At 62.6% G+C, this 16642-nt stretch carries 9 protein-coding genes; 6 read left to right on the forward strand and 3 right to left on the reverse strand.

Annotation, left to right across the window (positions count from 1 at the left end; all coding sequences use genetic code 11):
• Positions 1–28 precede the first annotated feature (28 nt).
• Positions 29–793, reverse strand: a complete 765-nt coding sequence (locus B3V69_RS08860; protein ID WP_414707497.1) for an ABC transporter ATP-binding protein — start codon at positions 791–793, stop codon at positions 29–31.
• 115 nt (positions 794–908) lie between these two features.
• Between B3V69_RS08860 and dusA the strand changes: the two genes are divergently transcribed.
• From dusA to def, 5 genes are all read left to right on the forward strand, one after another.
• The gene (gene dusA / locus B3V69_RS08865) at positions 909–1910 is read left to right on the forward strand and encodes a tRNA dihydrouridine(20/20a) synthase DusA (protein ID WP_296445727.1); all 1002 of its coding nucleotides are present in this window, start codon (positions 909–911) and stop codon (positions 1908–1910) included.
• A 161-nt stretch (positions 1911–2071) separates the two neighbouring features.
• Positions 2072–5587, forward strand: a complete 3516-nt coding sequence (gene smc, locus B3V69_RS08870) for a chromosome segregation protein SMC (protein WP_296445729.1) — start codon at positions 2072–2074, stop codon at positions 5585–5587.
• Between the two features lie 5 nt (positions 5588–5592).
• Positions 5593–6627, forward strand: a complete 1035-nt coding sequence (locus B3V69_RS08875; RefSeq protein ID WP_296445731.1) for a cell division protein ZipA C-terminal FtsZ-binding domain-containing protein — start codon at positions 5593–5595, stop codon at positions 6625–6627.
• Between the two features lie 23 nt (positions 6628–6650).
• Positions 6651–8756, forward strand: a complete 2106-nt coding sequence (gene ligA / locus B3V69_RS08880; RefSeq protein ID WP_296445733.1) for an NAD-dependent DNA ligase LigA — start codon at positions 6651–6653, stop codon at positions 8754–8756.
• Positions 8743–9303, forward strand: coding sequence for a peptide deformylase (def, locus tag B3V69_RS08885; protein WP_296445735.1), 561 nt, complete (start codon positions 8743–8745; stop codon positions 9301–9303). The genes ligA and def overlap by 14 nt, the downstream gene beginning before the upstream one ends.
• A 1-nt stretch (position 9304) precedes the next feature.
• On the opposite strand, the gene B3V69_RS08890 is transcribed toward def, so the two are convergent.
• Entirely contained in the window at positions 9305–11896 is a 2592-nt protein-coding gene (locus B3V69_RS08890) for a [protein-PII] uridylyltransferase (protein ID WP_296445737.1), read from the reverse strand.
• A gap of 34 nt (positions 11897–11930) precedes the next feature.
• Entirely contained in the window at positions 11931–12770 is an 840-nt protein-coding gene (gene map / locus B3V69_RS08895; RefSeq protein WP_296445739.1) for a type I methionyl aminopeptidase, read from the reverse strand.
• Between the two features lie 147 nt (positions 12771–12917).
• Here map and purL point away from each other — a divergent pair.
• A partial coding sequence (gene purL, locus B3V69_RS08900; protein WP_296445741.1) for a phosphoribosylformylglycinamidine synthase occupies positions 12918–16642 on the forward strand: 3725 nt, incomplete at its 3' end.

Below are 16642 nucleotides of genomic sequence, written 5' to 3' on the forward strand. Positions count from 1 at the left end.
GCGGTCAAGCGCTTTCAACGGGCTTCCTTTACCAAGACAGCTCCGACGGTTTGAGCTTGTGGGCGTTCTGCTTGACGCGCTGGATACGCCCGCCGCCCAGGTGCAGCACGCGATCCGCCATGCCGGCAATCGCGGCGTTGTGGGTAATGACGATGGCGGTGGTGCCCAGCTCCCGGTTGATGCGCTCGATCACTTCCAGTACCAGTTTGCCGGTGACGTAGTCAAGCGCGCCGGTGGGTTCGTCGCACAACAGCACTTCCGGGCGCTTCACGATGGCCCGTCCAATGGCGACGCGCTGTTGTTCGCCGCCGGACAGCTGGGATGGAAAATGGTCCAGCCGTTCCGCCAGTCCGACCAGACCGAGCGCTTCTTCGGCGGGCATGGGGTTCTCGGCAATGTCGGTGACCAGCTCGACGTTCTCGCGCACGGTCAGGCTGGGTATCAGGTTGTAGAACTGAAACACAAAGCCGACATGCTCGCGCCGGTATTGCGTCAGCTGCGACTCGGTCGCCGCCGTGAGGTCATGTTCGGCAAAACGGGCGACTCCGCTGGTGGGGCGGTCCAGTCCCCCCAGAATGTTCAGCAAAGTTGATTTACCGCTGCCCGACGGGCCCAGCAGGACAATGAATTCACCCCGATAAATGGTCAGATCCACATCCACCAGGGCGTGGACCTTCACCTCGCCCATCTGATAGGTTTTGCTCAGGCCCTTGGCGATAAAAACAGCGGGACGACCTGCTTCATCAACTGGTATTTCATCGGTGGGCGGGTTGGCGAGTGGGGGGTCGAGCACGGTCTGGGCCTTGCAGCTGGCGATTCCAGTTGGCACTTTGCCATGCATCGGGACGGCGACCATTGACGCTTGTCATAAATCTGCTGCTTGTGCCATGGCTGGGATAATCCATCTCATGCCGAGCCCGAAACCCGTTCCCCCCGACCGCTGGAAGCTGTCCGTCGCCCCGATGATGGATTGGACTGATCGCCATTGCCGCTATTTTCATCGCCTGCTCTCAGGCCACGCGCTGCTGTACACCGAAATGGTGACGACCGGGGCGCTGATTCATGGTGACGTGCCGCGCCACCTGCGCTACAACGTGGAAGAACATCCGCTCGCGCTGCAACTCGGCGGCAGTGAGCCGACCGACCTGGCGCGCTGCGCCAAACTGGGTGCGCAGTGGGGCTATGACGAGATCAATCTCAACTGCGGCTGCCCGAGCGAGCGGGTGCAGCGTGGCGCGTTTGGCGCCTGCCTGATGGCCGAGCCGCAGCTGGTGGCGGATTGCGTCAAGGCGATGGTCGATGCGGTGTCGGTGCCCGTCACGGTGAAACACCGCATTGGCATCGACAAGTCCGAGAGTTACGACTTCGTGCGGGATTTTGTCGGCACGGTAGCCGATGCGGGATGCCAGACCTTCATCGTTCACGCTCGCAACGCCTGGCTCAAGGGCCTGAGCCCGAAGGCCAACCGGGAAGTGCCACCCCTGCGCTATGAATGGGCCTACCGCTTGAAAAAAGACTTTCCACAGCTCACCATCGTCGTCAATGGAGGTGTCACCACGAACGAGCAAGTGGCAGAACACCTGCTGCACCTGGACGGTGCGATGTTGGGTCGTGAGGCCTATCACAACCCGTGGTGGCTCGCTTCCTGGGATGCGGCGTTTTACGGCGCAGCCTGCGCAGAGCTCACCCGCGAGCAGATCGAAGAACAGATGTGCGACTACATGACCCGAGAAGCCATGGCGCACGGCACACCCTGGTCCACCATTGCCCGCCATATGCTGGGCCTGCGCCACGGGTTGCCAGGCGCGCGCCGCTGGCGGCAGGTATGGAGCGATCACAAGCTCAAAAACATGCCTGCGCGCGACGTGATGGCGCTGGCGCACAGTGAGACGCGCAGCCTGGTGTCCTGAGAGCCGGGACGCCCGTTTCCAGGGGGAAGAGTCTCCTCCAATGAGGGTGCCTGTAGCCGCCGGCGTCTGAAAGTGAGGCAAGGTATCATGATGGCATCTTTCGCGGGCTGGCTGACAGCCCCTGACCGCCTCAAATCAACAGCCCAGAACCTCAGCGATCCGTGCGTCTCAATTCAATCAAGCTATCAGGGTTCAAGTCTTTTGCTGAGCCAACCAATTTCATGCTGCCGGGCCAACTGGTGGGTGTGGTCGGACCCAATGGCTGCGGCAAATCCAACATCATGGATGCGGTGCGCTGGGTGCTGGGCGAGTCCAAGGCCTCGGAGTTGCGCGGCGAGTCGATGCAGGACGTCATTTTCAATGGCACCAACACCCGCAAACCGGCCAGCCGCGCCAGCGTGGAGCTGGTGTTCGACAACGCGGATCACCGCGCCGGGGGGCAGTGGGCCACGTTTGGCGAGATTGCCGTCAAACGGGTGCTCACGCGTGATGGCACCAGCAGTTACTTTATTAACAACCTGCCGGTGCGTCGCCGCGACGTGCAGGACGTTTTTCTGGGGACCGGTCTGGGCCCGCGCGCTTACGCCATCATTGGTCAGGGCACCATCAGCCGCATTATCGAAAGCAAACCCGAAGAGCTGCGCCTGTTTCTGGAAGAGGCAGCCGGGGTTTCCAAATACAAGGAACGGCGGCGCGAGACGGAAAACCGCTTGTCAGACACGCGTGAAAACCTGACCCGGGTCGAAGACATTCTGCGCGAGCTCAATGCCAATCTGGAGAAGCTGGAAGCGCAGGCCATTGTTGCCAAAAGATTCAACAGCCTCACTGCTGATGTGACGCTCAAGCAGCATCAGCTCTGGTTTCTCAAGCGCACCGAGTCCGAAGCGGATCAGGCCAAGGTCAAGGCCGACGCGCAAGGTGCGCTCAATGCGCTGGAGAGCCGGGTCGCGGATTTGCGCCACATCGAAGCCGAGCTGGAAACCGTGCGCCAGGCCCATTACGCGGCCGGCGATCAGGTCAACCAGGCGCAAGGCCTGCTGTACGAGGCCAGCACCGAAGTCGGGCGGCTCGAAGCCGAGATTCGTTTTGTGGTGGAGGGCCGCCAGCGGGTCGAGCAGCGCCTGGCCACACTCAAAGAGCAAACCGCCCAGTGGGTCACCCGCGAGGATGACGCGCAGCGGGAAATAGAAAACCTGCTCGAACTGGCGATGCTCGGGGAGGAAAAAACCGAGCTGCTGGCGGCGCAGGTGGAGGACCAGGCCCAGCAGTTGCCTGATCTGGAAGAGGCTTTGCGCCTGGCCCAAAAAGACGCCAACGAACAGCGCGCCAGTGTCGCTCAGGTGCAGCAGCAAATTCAGGTGCTGGCGGCGGACCAGCGCAGCATCGAGGAGCAATCACGCCAGTTTGTCACGCGCCGTGAGCGCTTGAGCGCGGACCGCAACGCACTGGCCGCGCCGGATGAGGCTCGGCTGGTCAACCTGCAGAGTCAGCTCGATCAGGCCCAGGAGACCGCCAGTGTGGCAGAAGCCCGCCTGCATGAGTTGCAGGACACCGTGCCGCAGCTGGATGAGAGCCGACGCACCCAGCAACAAGCCGTCAACAGCGAATCGGCGCGGCAGGCCGATTTGTCAGCCCGCATGGAGGCACTCAAGGCCTTGCAGGAAAAGGTCAAGACCGACGGCAAATTGCAGCCCTGGCTGGCCAAGCACGGGCTGGACACCTTGCAGGGTTTATGGAGCCGCATTCACATCGAGCAGGGTTGGGAAAATGCCCTCGAAGGGGCCCTGCGCGAGCGTCTGGGCGCGCTGGAAGTGTCGCGCCTGGAGATGGTGCGGGCCTTTGGCAATGACGCACCGCCTGCCAAGCTCGCTTTTTACAGCCCGCCGCTGGCGTCGCTGCCTGAAAAAGCAAGCGCCTTGCCGCGCCTGTCCGACTTGCTGCGCATCAATGATGCGGGCCAAAAAGCGGTGTTGACCGATTGGCTGCAAGGCTGTTTCACCGCCCCCAGTTTTGAAGATGCCCTGGCCAACCGCGACAAGCTGCAGCCCGGCGAGATGATTTTTGTGAAGACCGGGCACGCGGTCGGCCCCTACAGCGTGAGCTTTTACGCGCCGGATTCAGAACAGGCCGGTCTGCTGGCCCGCGCCCAGGAAATCGAGAATCTGGAGAAGCAGCTGCGGGCCCAGGCCATGATCAGCGACGAATCCCGCTCTGCATTGGTGCGGGCCGAGGCCGCGTATGCCGATGCGTCGCAACGTCTGGTAGCGGTGCGGCGTGAAGCGGCGGAGAGCCAAAGCCGCGCCCATGAGCTGCAGGTGGAAACCTTGCGGCTGACGCAGTTGGCCGATCAAGCCCGTGTCCGCAGCGCGCAAATCGCCGGTGATCTGGCCGAGGTCGATGCCCAACTCGGTGACTTGCAGGAGCGCCGCGTGACCGCCGAAGGTCGCTTTGAAGAGCTGGACATGCAGTTGGCCGATACCCAGGAGCGCCATGCCCAGCTCGACGAGCGCGTGATGGGGGCCGAACGCAAGCTCAATGAATGCCGCGAACAGCAGCGCAGCCTGGAGCGCCAGTCACAAGAGGCGGTTTTTTCCATGCGCAGCCTCGATGCGCGCCGGGCCGAGCTGTCGCGTGCTATCGAAACTGCAGCGCAACAGGCAGAGTCCGTGCGGGCGGAGGCCCAAAGAGCCCATGAAGAGTTGGCGCGGCTGAACGATGCGGCCGCCCAGGGTGGTCTGCAAAATGCCTTGGCGATCAAGCTGGAGCGTGAGCAGGCGCTCGGTGCCAAGCGCAGCGAATACGACGATCTGACCGCCAAATTGCGTGCCAGCGACGAGCGTCGCCTGCAGTTGGAGCGCGAGCTCGACCCCTTGCGCCAGCGCATTACCGAATTCCAGCTCAAGGAACAGGCCGCTTGGCTGGGCTTTGAGCAGTACACCCAGTTGCTTACCGACGCCCAGGCTGATCTGGAACTGGTGGCCCAGTCCCTGGCGGACGGCAACGTGCGCCTGGGCGGCATGCAAGGCGAGATTGACCGCCTGAATCGCGACATTGCGGCCTTGGGGGCGGTCAACCTGGCCGCGCTCGATGAGCTGGCCGCCGCCAGCGAACGCAAGAATTTCCTGGATGCCCAAACCGCTGATTTGACGGAAGCCATGACCACGCTGGAAGACGCGATCAAGAAGATTGACGGCGAAACCCGCGATCTGCTCTCGGGAACTTTCAACGCCGTGAACGAACACTTTGGCAAGATGTTCCCCGAGCTGTTTGGCGGTGGCAATGCCCGCCTCGTCATCACCGGGGAAGAAATTCTGGACTCCGGCGTGCAGGTGATTGCCCAGCCGCCGGGCAAAAAGAACCAGACCATTCATTTGCTGTCGGGCGGTGAAAAAGCCCTGACCGCTATTGCCCTCGTGTTTGCGATCTTCCAGCTGAATCCGGCGCCGTTCTGTCTGCTCGACGAGGTCGATGCGCCATTGGACGACGCCAACACTGAGCGCTATGCCAAGCTGGTGTCCAGCATGAGCCGGGGCACCCAGTTCTTGTTCATCAGCCACAACAAGATTGCCATGGAAATGGCCGAGCAATTGATCGGCGTGACCATGCAGGAGCAGGGCGTGTCCCGCATCGTGGCGGTGGACATGGATGCGGCCGTTTCAATGGCGCAAGCCGTCTGATGTCCATGAGCAGTCTACAGATTGGATTGGCCATCGTCGGTGTATTGGTGCTGGCCGCCGTGATGGCGCATGGCGCCTGGACGACCCGCAAGAACCTGCCCCGACAGGCCACGCCGGTCGACCCCAACGCCGAATCCCCAGCGGGCGGGGGCATCGAGCCCGAGCTGGATGCGGCGGCGTTTGATATGGCGAGTTTTCCCCTGGCCGCGCTCGAAAAAAAACCGGCCATGGACGCCTTGATTGACGTCATCGCTCCGATTACGCTGGACGGCCTGGTCTCCGGTGACGCCGCGCTGGCCGCGATGCCAAGCACGCGCCGCGCCGGTGGCAAACCGTTTTCCATTGAAGGTCTTAATGAAGCCAGCCAGCGCTGGGAAATGCCACAGGCGGGACAACGTTACGTCACGTTTCAGGCCGGTGTGCAGTTGGCGAATCGCTCAGGCGCGCTCAACGACATCGAGTACTCCGAATTTGTCATGAAGACGCAGGCCTTCTGCGACACCCTCAACGGCACGCCTGATTTTCCCGAGATGCGGGAGGAGGTTGCGCGGGCTCGTGAACTGGACCAGTTTGCCGGTGACCACGATGCGCAGCTGGGCTTTGTGTTGCGCGCCAGCCATGCTGCCTGGAGCCCCGGTTATGTGCAGCAAAATGCCACGCGCCTCGGCTTTGTGACCGGCGCCATTGCGGGGCGCATGGTCATACCGGCCACTGTTGCCGGCTTGCCACCGGTGCTGAGCCTGAGTTTTGACACGCAGGCGGCCTTGGCCGACGATCCGGCGCTGTCGGCCATCCGCGAGCTCGTGATCAGTCTGGACGTGCCCCAGGTCGATCGCAACGAGCGTGCTTTTGCCCGCATGCGGGAGGTCGCCCTGGCGCTGGCTGACAGCATGGATGGTGTGGTGACCGACGACAACGGCCAGCCGCTGCCGTCCGAGACCATGGATGGGATTGGCGCGGAGCTGGAGCACTTGTACGACACGCTGGATCAGCGCGATCTGTCAGCCGGCTCGGCCCTGGCGCGTCGTCTTTTTTCCTGAACTTCGGGCCGGTCGAGCGCGTCATGGTCACGAAGGATTTATTTTCACCTCAGGAAGCGGCGCCGGAACCAGGCCATGTCGATCAGCTCCGGCGCGCGCTGCATGAGCACGCGCACCGCTACTACGTGCTCGATGAACCGAGCATTCCGGATGCCGAGTACGACCGCCTGTTTCAGGACTTGCAGGCGATCGAGGCGCAACATCCCGAGCTGGTGACACCCGATTCTCCGACGCAACGCGTGGGCGGCCGTGCGCTGGATCAGTTCGCCAGCGTGCGCCATGCCGTGCCCATGCTGAGCATCCGTACCGAGACCGACACCGAGGCCAGTGGCGCCCAGAATTTTGATGCCCGCGTGCGGCGTGAACTGGGGTTGGACGAGGCCGCGCCCGCCGTGGCGTATGTGGCCGAGCCCAAGTTCGACGGCCTGGCCATGAACCTGCGCTATGAGCAGGGGGTGCTGGTTCAGGCGGCCACCCGCGGTGACGGCGAAGTGGGTGAGGACGTGACGCAAAATATCCGCACGATTGGCCAGATACCCCTGCGCTTGCCCGCGGGAGTACCCGAGGTTCTGGAGGTGCGTGGCGAGGTCTACATGCGCCGCGACGACTTTGAAGCCTTGAATGAGAAGCAGCGTGAGCGCGGTCAAAAAACCTTCGTCAATACCCGCAACGCCGCTGCCGGTGCCGTGCGCCAGCTCGACCCCACGATTGCCGCCCAGCGTCCCTTGAGCTTCTTTGCCTACGGCTTGGGTGAAGTCACAGCGGCGGAGGCGGGGGTCCCGGCGTTTGCGACGCATTATGAGATGCTGCAGACCCTGAAGTCTTGGGGTTTTCCGGTGTCAGCCCTCGTCGGCATTGCGCAGGGCGTTACTGAATTAATAGCGTATTACAACTCGATCGGCGAGCAGCGCGACCGTCTCGGCTTTGATATCGATGGCGTGGTCTACAAGGTCAACAGCCTGGCGCTGCAGCGCCGCATGGGTTTTGTCACGCGTGAGCCGCGCTGGGCCGTGGCGCACAAGTTCCCGGCCCAGGAGCAACAGACCCAGGTGCTGGGCATTGATGTGCAGGTCGGGCGTACCGGCAAACTGACGCCGGTGGCGCGCCTGAAGTCGGTCTTTGTCGGCGGAGTCAACGTGACCAATGCCACGCTGCACAACCTGTTCGAGCTGCGCCGCAAGCGGGTGCGCGTGGGCGACACCGTCATCGTGCGCCGGGCCGGTGATGTGATTCCCGAGGTGGTGGCTGTTGTGGCCCCCACGCTCGGCACTGACGTGTCCTTGTTACATCGGCCCCGTGTCCCGTATGTGCCGAATTTCCGCATGCCGCGCCAGTGTCCGATCTGCGGCAGCGCCGTGGTGCGCGAAAAAACCGAGGTCAACCATCGCTGCACCGGCGGCCTGTTCTGCGCCGCCCAGCGCAAGCAGGCGATCCTGCACTTTGCGCAACGCCGGGCGGTCGAGGTCGAGGGCTTGGGCGAAAAACTGGTCGATCAGCTGGTCGATGGCAATGTCATTCGTACCTTGCCGGATCTGTACCGGTTGGGCCTGACCTCGCTCGCCAGTCTGGACCGGATGGCCGACAAATCGGCGCAGAACATCGTTGCAGCGCTGGAAAAATCAAAGCAAACCACGCTGCCGCGCTTCCTGTTCGGGCTGGGCATTCGCCATGTGGGCGAGGCCACGGCCAAGGAACTGGCGCGCCACTTCGGCCAGTTGGACGCCATCATGGATGCTTCTCTGGAACAACTGCTGCAGGTCAGCGATATTGGCCCGATCGTGGCGCAAAGCTTGCGCACGTTTTTCGACCAGGCGCACAACCGTGAGGTGGTGGAGCAGTTGCGCGCCTGTGACGTGACTTGGGCCGAGGGTCCGCCGGCGCCGGTCGCCCCCACGCCGCTGAGCGGTAAAACCTTCGTTATCACCGGCACCCTGCCCACGATGAGCCGCGATGAGGCTAAAGACCTGATCGAGGCGGCCGGCGGCAAAGTGGCGGGTTCGGTCAGCAAAAAAACCACCTTCGTGGTGGCGGGCGCCGAGGCCGGCAGCAAGCTCGCCAAGGCACAGGAACTGGGTGTCGCGGTGTTGGATGAAGCTGGTTTGAAGGAGTTGCTAGATGGCGGTTCGTGAAATTCTCAAAATGGGCGATCCGCGTTTGCTGCGCATCGCCCAGCCTGTAACCCAGTTTGACGCCGATGCCTTGCATCTGCTGGTGTCCGACATGCTCGACACCATGCTGGCGGCCGATGGTGCCGGGCTGGCGGCGCCGCAAATCGGGGTCGATCTGCAGTTGGTGATATTTGGCAGCAATGCGCGCAATCCGCGCTATCCGGATGCGCCGGTGGTGCCGAAGACCGTCTTGATCAACCCCGTGATCACGCCGCTGCCTCAATCAGAAAACGATGCGACGGTGCTTGAAGTTGAAGACTGGGAAGGCTGCCTCTCGGTGCCGGGCCTGCGTGCCATGGTGCCGCGTTTTGCGCGCATCCGCTATACCGGTTTTGACCAGTATGGCGACCCGATCGACCGCACGGTGGAGGGTTTTCATGCGCGCGTGGTGCAGCATGAATGCGACCATTTGATCGGCAAGTTGTATCCGATGCGCATACGCGACTTCAGCCGCTTTGGCTTCACCGATGTGCTGTTTCCGGGACTGGACGCGCCGCAAGACGATTGATTCAGGCCAGCGCCTCCAGCAACTCGGTCTCAATCGCAATCTGCGCGCGGTTGTGTTGCAGCTCTGCGCCTTGAATCAAAAAAGTGTCGTCCACGCGTTCGCCTAAAGTGTTGACTTTGGCGAGCTGGAGATTGATGTTGTGCCGCGCCAGTACGCGGGCCACGCAGTACAGCAGCCCAACCCGGTCACTGGCCGAGATGTTGAGCAGCCAGCGCTGGGCTTTCTCATCCGGGCGCAGGGTGACCCTGGGCGCGATCGGGAAACTCTTGACCCGGCGTGACACCCGGCCGCGACTCGGTGGCGGCAGCGGCCCGGTCTGGGCGATCGCGCGACTCAATTCGCTTTCCACCATGCTGGTGAGTTCCTGGTAGTGCTCGGGCAAGACCGAGGTGATGACCTGGAAGGTATCGAGCGCATAGCCGTTGTTGGCCGTGTGCACGCGCGCATCCAGAATGCTGAAGCCGGCTTGGTCAAAATAGCCGCAGATACGTGCGAACAGATCGGCCTGGTCGGGCGTGTACACCAGCACCTGCAGACCTTCGCCCACAGGGGACTGGCGGGCCCGCACAATGGATTTGCCGGCCCCCACAAAGCGCGAGAGTTGCCGCGTGTGCCAGGCAATGTCGGCGGCGTCGTGGCGCATGAAATAGCCCACGTCCAGCGTCTCCCATAGGGCTTTGTGGGCCTCGAACGGCAAGGCGCGCAGGGCCAGCAGTACCAGGGCCTCGCGCTTGCGCGCCTCCACCTCGGCGTCTGGATCAGGGGCCCGGCCACCGAGCGCCCGCGAGGTCAGGCGGTACAGGTCTTCCAGCAGCTTGCCTTTCCAGGCATTCCATACTTTGGGCGAGGTGCCGCGAATATCGGCCACCGTGAGCAGATACAGGGCGGTGAGATTGCGCTCGTTGCCCACGCGTTGGGCAAACGCGCTGATGATGTCGGGGTCGCTCAGGTCTGACTTTTGCGCCACGCGGCTCATCGTCAGATGTTCATGCACGATGAACTCGATCACGCTGGCGTCATCACGCGCAATGGCATGCAGCTTGCAAAAGCGCCGCACCTCGGACGCGCCCAGTTCCGAGTGATCGCCGCCGCGGCCTTTGGCGATGTCGTGAAACAGCGCGGCCACGTACAAAATCCAGGGCTTGTCCCAGCCGGAGGCCAGTTGCGAGCAAAACGGGTACTCGTGGGCGTGCTCGACAATGAAGAAGCGCCGCACATTGCGCAGCACCATCAAGATGTGCTGGTCCACCGTGTAAACGTGAAACAGGTCGTGCTGCATCTGCCCCACGATGCGGCGAAACACCCACAGGTAGCGCCCCAGCACCGAGGTCTGGTTCATCAGCCGCATGGCGTGGGTGATGCCGTCGTGCTGCATCAGGATCTGCTTGAAGGTGGCGCGGTTCACCGGGTCATTGCGGAACGCGCCGCCCATCAGATCGCGTGCGTTGTACAAGGCACGCAGGGTGCGCGCCGACAAGCCCTTGAGGCCTACCGTGGTCTGGTAGATCAGGAAGGTTTCCAGAATGGCATGCGGCTCGCGCTGGTACAGGTCGTCGCTGGCGACCTCCACCATGCCGGCTTTGTCAAAAAAGCGCGCATTGATCGGGCGCGGCTCGTGCGTCGACGGATTGAGGCGTTCCTCGATGTTGAGCAGCAAAATCTGATTCAGCTGGGTCACCGCCTTGGCTGCCCAGTAATAGCGGCGCATCAGGGCTTCGCTGGGGCGCACAAAAGCGCGTCTGTCGGTGCTGGACGAGGGCGCCTGAAAGCCAAATGACTGGGCCACGGCGCTTTGCAGGTCAAACACCAGCCGGTCTTCGCGGCGCTGCGCGATCAAATGCAAGCGCACGCGAATCAGTCGCAGCACCGCTTCATTGTGTTTGAGCTGCTTGACTTCAAACGCAGTGGCCAGACCGTTTTGGGCCAGCGCGTCCCAGTTGTCCCCATAACCGGCCGCTTTGGCCACCCACAGGATGATCTGTAAATCGCGCAGCCCACCGGGAGATTCCTTGCAATTGGGCTCCAGCGAATAAGGCGTGTCCTCAAACTTGCTGTGGCGCTGGTGCAGCTCCAGCGTCTTGGCGACAAAAAAGGCTTGCGGGTCGAGCGCGGCAAAAAACTGTTTTTCAAATCCCGCGAACAGCTCGGCGTTGCCCGTGATCAGCCGCGATTCAATCAACGAGGTCTGGATGGTGACGTCATTCGCGGCCTCGTTCAGGCACTCGGACACTGTGCGTACGCTGGAGCCAATCTCCAGTCCGGCGTCCCAGCAGCTGCCAATGAAGCCTTCAATTTGGGCCTTGAGCTGCGCATCCTGGTCCGGCGATTGGTCGTCTGGCAAAAGCACCAGCACGTCCACATCGGAATACGGAAACAACTCACCGCGACCAAAGCCGCCGACGGCCAGCAAGGCAAAGGGGCTCGCAAAACCCGCCTGTCGCCACAGCGTTTTCAGCGTGGCGTCGGCCAGTGCCGATAGCTTGCCCAAGGTGGCCTGAACACCCCGGGTGGAGGCGCCGCTGGCGGTCAGCGACTTCAGCAACGCAGATTTTTGGGCGCGGTAGCGAATGCGCAGTGCTTGGACATCGGTCATGGACGGCTAGGCAATCAATAGCGTCAGCGCTAACTTAGACGGTTGTCGGGGAGGGGGCGGACGCCGCTGCCGCCACCGGCACAAAGGCCGGTATCGGCGGGCTGCCGGCGGACAGGGTCAACACCTCGTACCCGGTTTCGGTCACCAGCACCATGTGTTCCCATTGCGCCGAGAGCGAGCGGTCTTTGGTGACGATGGCCCAGCCGTCGCCCAGCTCCTTGATTTCCTTGCGTCCGATGTTGAGCATGGGCTCAATCGTGATCGTCATGCCGGCCTTGAGCTGGTCCAGCGTGCCGGGCTTGCCGTAGTGCAAGACCTGTGGTTCTTCGTGGAAGTTGCGACCAATGCCGTGGCCACAAAATTCCCGCACCACGCTCAGACCGTGCCCCTCGGCAAAGGTCTGGATGGCGTGGCCGATGTCGCCCAGGTAAGCGCCAGCCTTGACCTTGACAATGCCGTGCCACATCGCCTCATAGGTCAGCGCACACAGCCGTTTGGCCGCCACGGAGCCCTCGCCCACAATAAACATGCGGCTGGAGTCCCCATGCCAGCCGTCCTTGATAACCGTTACGTCGATGTTGACGATATCGCCTTTTTTCAGCGGCTTGTCATTCGGAATGCCGTGGCAGACTTGATGGTTGACGGAGGTGCAGATCGACTTGGGGTAGGGGTTGTGGCCCGAAGGCGCGTAGTTCAGCGGGGCCGAGATGGCGTGCTGCACTTGGGTGGTGTAGTCGTCGGCCAGTTTGTCCAGCTCGTTGGTCGTGATGCCGGGTTTGACAAAGGGGGTGAGGTAATCCAGTAGTTCAGCGGCCAGGCGGCCCGCCACGCGCATGCCCGCAATGCCTTCGGCGTCTTTGTAAGTGATAGTCATGCCGCAATTATCCCATTGAGGGCGATTGTTGGTTACGGTGCGCTGAGGCGGGCAGTTAAAATCTGGGGTTTTCACGGTCAGGCCCAGTCAGCGCCTGCACCTTGAGTCAATTTTCAACCCAGTCAGCCCCCAATCCAGGCCCTCAAAGTGACCCTGCACATTACCCAATTCGAGGGCGGCAGCGCTCTCAGCAGTTTTCGTATTCAGCAGCTTTTGCCGAGCCTGCAAGCCGTTCACGACAAGATCAACGGGGTCGCCGCGCGCTTTGTGCACCTGGTGACGTCTGACGTAGCGCCGCCGCAAGCCCTGAAAGACCAGTTGGCGGCTTTGCTGACCTATGGTGATCCCTATGCTGGCCCGACGGACGGCGCCCTGATTGTGGTGACGCCGCGTTTTGGCACGGTGTCGCCCTGGGCCTCCAAGGCGACCGACATTGCCCACAACTGCGGTCTGGCGGTGCGCCGGGTGGAGCGGGTGCTGGAGTACCGCGTCAGCCTCAAGAGTGGTTTGTTGGGCAAAGCCAGCCTGTCCGAGGCGCAACTGGCGCAGATCGGAGTCCTGCTGCATGACCGCATGACCGAGAGCGTGATGTTTGACCGTGCTGTGGCGCTCGGCCTGTTCACCGAGCTGCACCCGGCGCCGATGGCCCATGTGGACGTTTTGAAAGGTGGCAAAGCGGCACTCGATACGGCCAACACCCAGTTCGGTCTGGCACTCGCCGCCGATGAAATCGACTACCTGGTGCAGGCCTTCACACACTTGCAGCGCAACCCCACCGATGTCGAGCTGATGATGTTTGCGCAGGCCAATAGCGAGCACTGCCGCCACAAGATTTTCAACGCCCAGTTCACCATCGACGGCGTGCCGCAAGCGCAGAGCATGTTCGGCATGATCCGCCACACCCACCAGACGAATCCGCAACACATGCTGGTGGCGTACTCGGACAACGCCTCGGTGATGGCGGGCGCCCAGGTCGAACGCTTTGTAGCAAAATCAGCCTCTAGCCCCCGTGGAATAAGCGCAGGCAGCTATGAAAAGCAGAGCGCTACCAACCACATCCTGATGAAGGTGGAAACCCACAACCACCCGACCGCGATTTCGCCATTCCCCGGCGCCGCCACCGGCGCGGGCGGCGAGATCCGCGACGAAGGTGCCACCGGGCGTGGCTCCAAGCCGAAAGCGGGCTTGACCGGCTTCACGGTGTCCAAAATTAATTGGAATCTGACCCCCAATAATTATTCCTCCGTTCGCCCTGAGCTTGTCGAAGGGCTTACGGCTTATGGTAAACCTGCCCACATCGCCAGCCCCCTGCAGATCATGCTTGAGGGCCCCCTGGGTGGCGCGGCATTTAACAACGAATTTGGCCGCCCCAATTTATTGGGTTACTTCCGCGAATACGAGCAGGGTTTGAGTTACTCGGTGGCGGACGCCGCGGGTGTGTCATCGGCAAAAGAGGAGCAGCGCGGCTACCACAAGCCCATCATGATTGCCGGTGGCTTGGGCGTGATCGACGCCACGCAGACCCACAAAGTTGAATTCCCCGCTGGCAGTTTGCTGATTCAGCTCGGCGGCCCTGGCATGCGCATCGGCATGGGCGGCAGCGCGGCCAGTTCGATGGCCACCGGCGCCAACGCGGCGGAACTCGACTTTGATTCGGTGCAGCGCGGCAACCCCGAGATTGAGCGCCGCGCGCAGGAAGTCATCAACCAGTGCTGGATACTGGGCGACTCGGGCGGCCCCGACGGCAAAGGCAATCCGATCCTCGCGATTCACGACGTCGGAGCGGGCGGCTTGAGCAACGCCTTCCCCGAACTCACGAACGACGCCGGGCGCGGTGCCCGCTTCGACTTGCGCGCCGTGCCGCTGGAAGAGTCCGGCATGGCACCCAAGGAGATCTGGTGCAATGAAAGCCAGGAGCGTTACGTGCTGGCCATCGCGCCGGAATCGCTGGAACTGTTCAAAGCGCTGTGCGAACGGGAGCGCTGCCCGTTTGCGGTGGTCGGTGTGGCGACTGAAGATCGTCAACTGGAACTGGTCGATGCGGACAAAGAGTCTCCAGTCAACATGCCCATGAACGTGCTGCTGGGCAAGCCGCCCAAGATGCACCGTGACGTGAAGACGGTAGAGCGCACGTTTGCCCCGATTGATTTGACTGGCGTGGTCCTGCAAAAGGCCTGCATCGACGTGCTGGCCAGCCCGACCGTGGCGTCCAAGCGCTTTCTCATCACCATTGGCGACCGCACCGTGGGTGGCTTCAGCCACCGCGACCAGATGGTCGGCCCGTGGCAAGTGCCGGTGGCCGACTGCGCCGTGACCCTGGCCGATTACAAGGGCTTTGCCGGTGAAGCCATGAGCATGGGCGAACGCACGCCGCTGGCCACCGTCAACGCGCCAGCAAGTGGCCGCATGGCCGTGGCCGAGGCCATCACCAATTTGCTGGCTGCACCGTTTGAGCTGTCGCGCGTCAAGCTGTCGGCCAACTGGATGGCGGCTTGCGGCGAGCCGGGCGAGGACGCCGCGCTGTACGCCACCGTGAAAGCAGTGGGCCTGGAGCTGTGCCCGGCCTTGGGGATTTCGATCCCGGTGGGCAAGGATTCGCTGTCCATGCGCACGCAATGGCAGGACGAGGAGGGCGCCAAAAAGGTCACCTCCCCCGTGTCCCTGATCGTCACCGCCTTCGCCACCCTGGCCGATGTGCGCGGCACCCTGACGCCGCAGTTGAACGCCACCGAAGACAGCACGCTGCTGTTGATCGACCTGGGCCGGGGCCAGAACCGCATGGGCGGCAGCATGTTGGCGCAGACGCTGGGCCAGTTGGGCGATGAGGTGCCGGATCTGGACCAGCCGCAAGACCTGGTGAACTTGGTCAGCGCGGTCAACGCCTTGCGCGCGCAGGGCCAGATTCTGGCCTACCACGACCGCAGCGACGGCGGCCTGTTCGCCTCGGTCTGCGAGATGGCGTTTGCCGGCCACGTCGGTGTTTCGCTCAACGTCGATCTGCTGGTCACCGAGGGCGATGGCATTGCTGATAGTCGCATGGACGCGGGCGACAGCAAAAACTGGGCCGGCCAGGTCAGCGCCCGGCGCGACGAGCTCACGCTCAAGGCCCTGTTCACGGAAGAGCTCGGCGTCGTGCTGCAGGTGCGCACGGCGCAGCGCAGCGAGGTCATGCAAACCCTGCGCGAGCATGGCTTGAGCAAATACAGCCACGTCATCGGCAAAACCCGCCCGGCGGATTCGACGATCCAGGTCGGTGTCGGCGAAGTCCAGATCTGGCGCGACGCCAAAGCCGTGTTCACGGCCAAGCTCTCTGACCTGCACCAGGTCTGGGACGCCACCAGCTGGAAGATTTGCCAGCAGCGCGACAACCCGGCCTGCGCCGATGCCGAGCACGCCGCCGCCGGTGATCCGCTGGACCCCGGCATGCACATTAGTCTTGTAAAAAATCAGCCTCTAGCCCCCGTGGAACCTACGCAAGCCGCTACTAAATCGGTAGCAGGACCGGCGTTGATACTGTCGCGTCCCAAAGTGGCGGTGCTGCGCGAGCAGGGCGTCAACTCGCACGTCGAGATGGCTTATGCCTTTACCGAAGCCGGCTTTGAAGCGTTTGACGTGCACATGACCGACCTGCAGAGTGGCCGCGCCAATCTGGCCGACTTCAAGGGCGTGGTCGCGTGCGGTGGCTTCAGCTACGGCGACACGCTCGGTGCCGGCATTGGCTGGGCGCGCTCCATCACCTTCAACCCAGGTCTGGCGGACCAGTTCAAGACCTTCTTTGGTCGCAGCGACACTTTTGGCCTGGGCGTGTGCAACGGCTGCCAGATGTTTGCCGAGCTGGCCGACATCATCCCCGGCGCCGCCGAGTGGCCGCG

It is taken from the genome of Rhodoferax sp. UBA5149, from assembly GCF_002413825.1.
Classification (GTDB): Bacteria; Pseudomonadota; Gammaproteobacteria; order Burkholderiales; family Burkholderiaceae_C; genus Rhodoferax.

Coding starts and splice junctions, on each gene's coding strand:
- dusA (WP_296445727.1), top strand. CDS start 909: ATGCCGAGCCCGAAACCCGTTCCCCCCGACCGCTGGAAGCTGTCCGTC.
- B3V69_RS08875 (WP_296445731.1), top strand. CDS start 5,593: ATGAGCAGTCTACAGATTGGATTGGCCATCGTCGGTGTATTGGTGCTG.
- ligA (WP_296445733.1), top strand. CDS start 6,651: ATGGTCACGAAGGATTTATTTTCACCTCAGGAAGCGGCGCCGGAACCA.
- def (WP_296445735.1), top strand. CDS start 8,743: ATGGCGGTTCGTGAAATTCTCAAAATGGGCGATCCGCGTTTGCTGCGC.
- B3V69_RS08890 (WP_296445737.1), bottom strand. CDS start 11,896: ATGACCGATGTCCAAGCACTGCGCATTCGCTACCGCGCCCAAAAATCT.
- map (WP_296445739.1), bottom strand. CDS start 12,770: ATGACTATCACTTACAAAGACGCCGAAGGCATTGCGGGCATGCGCGTG.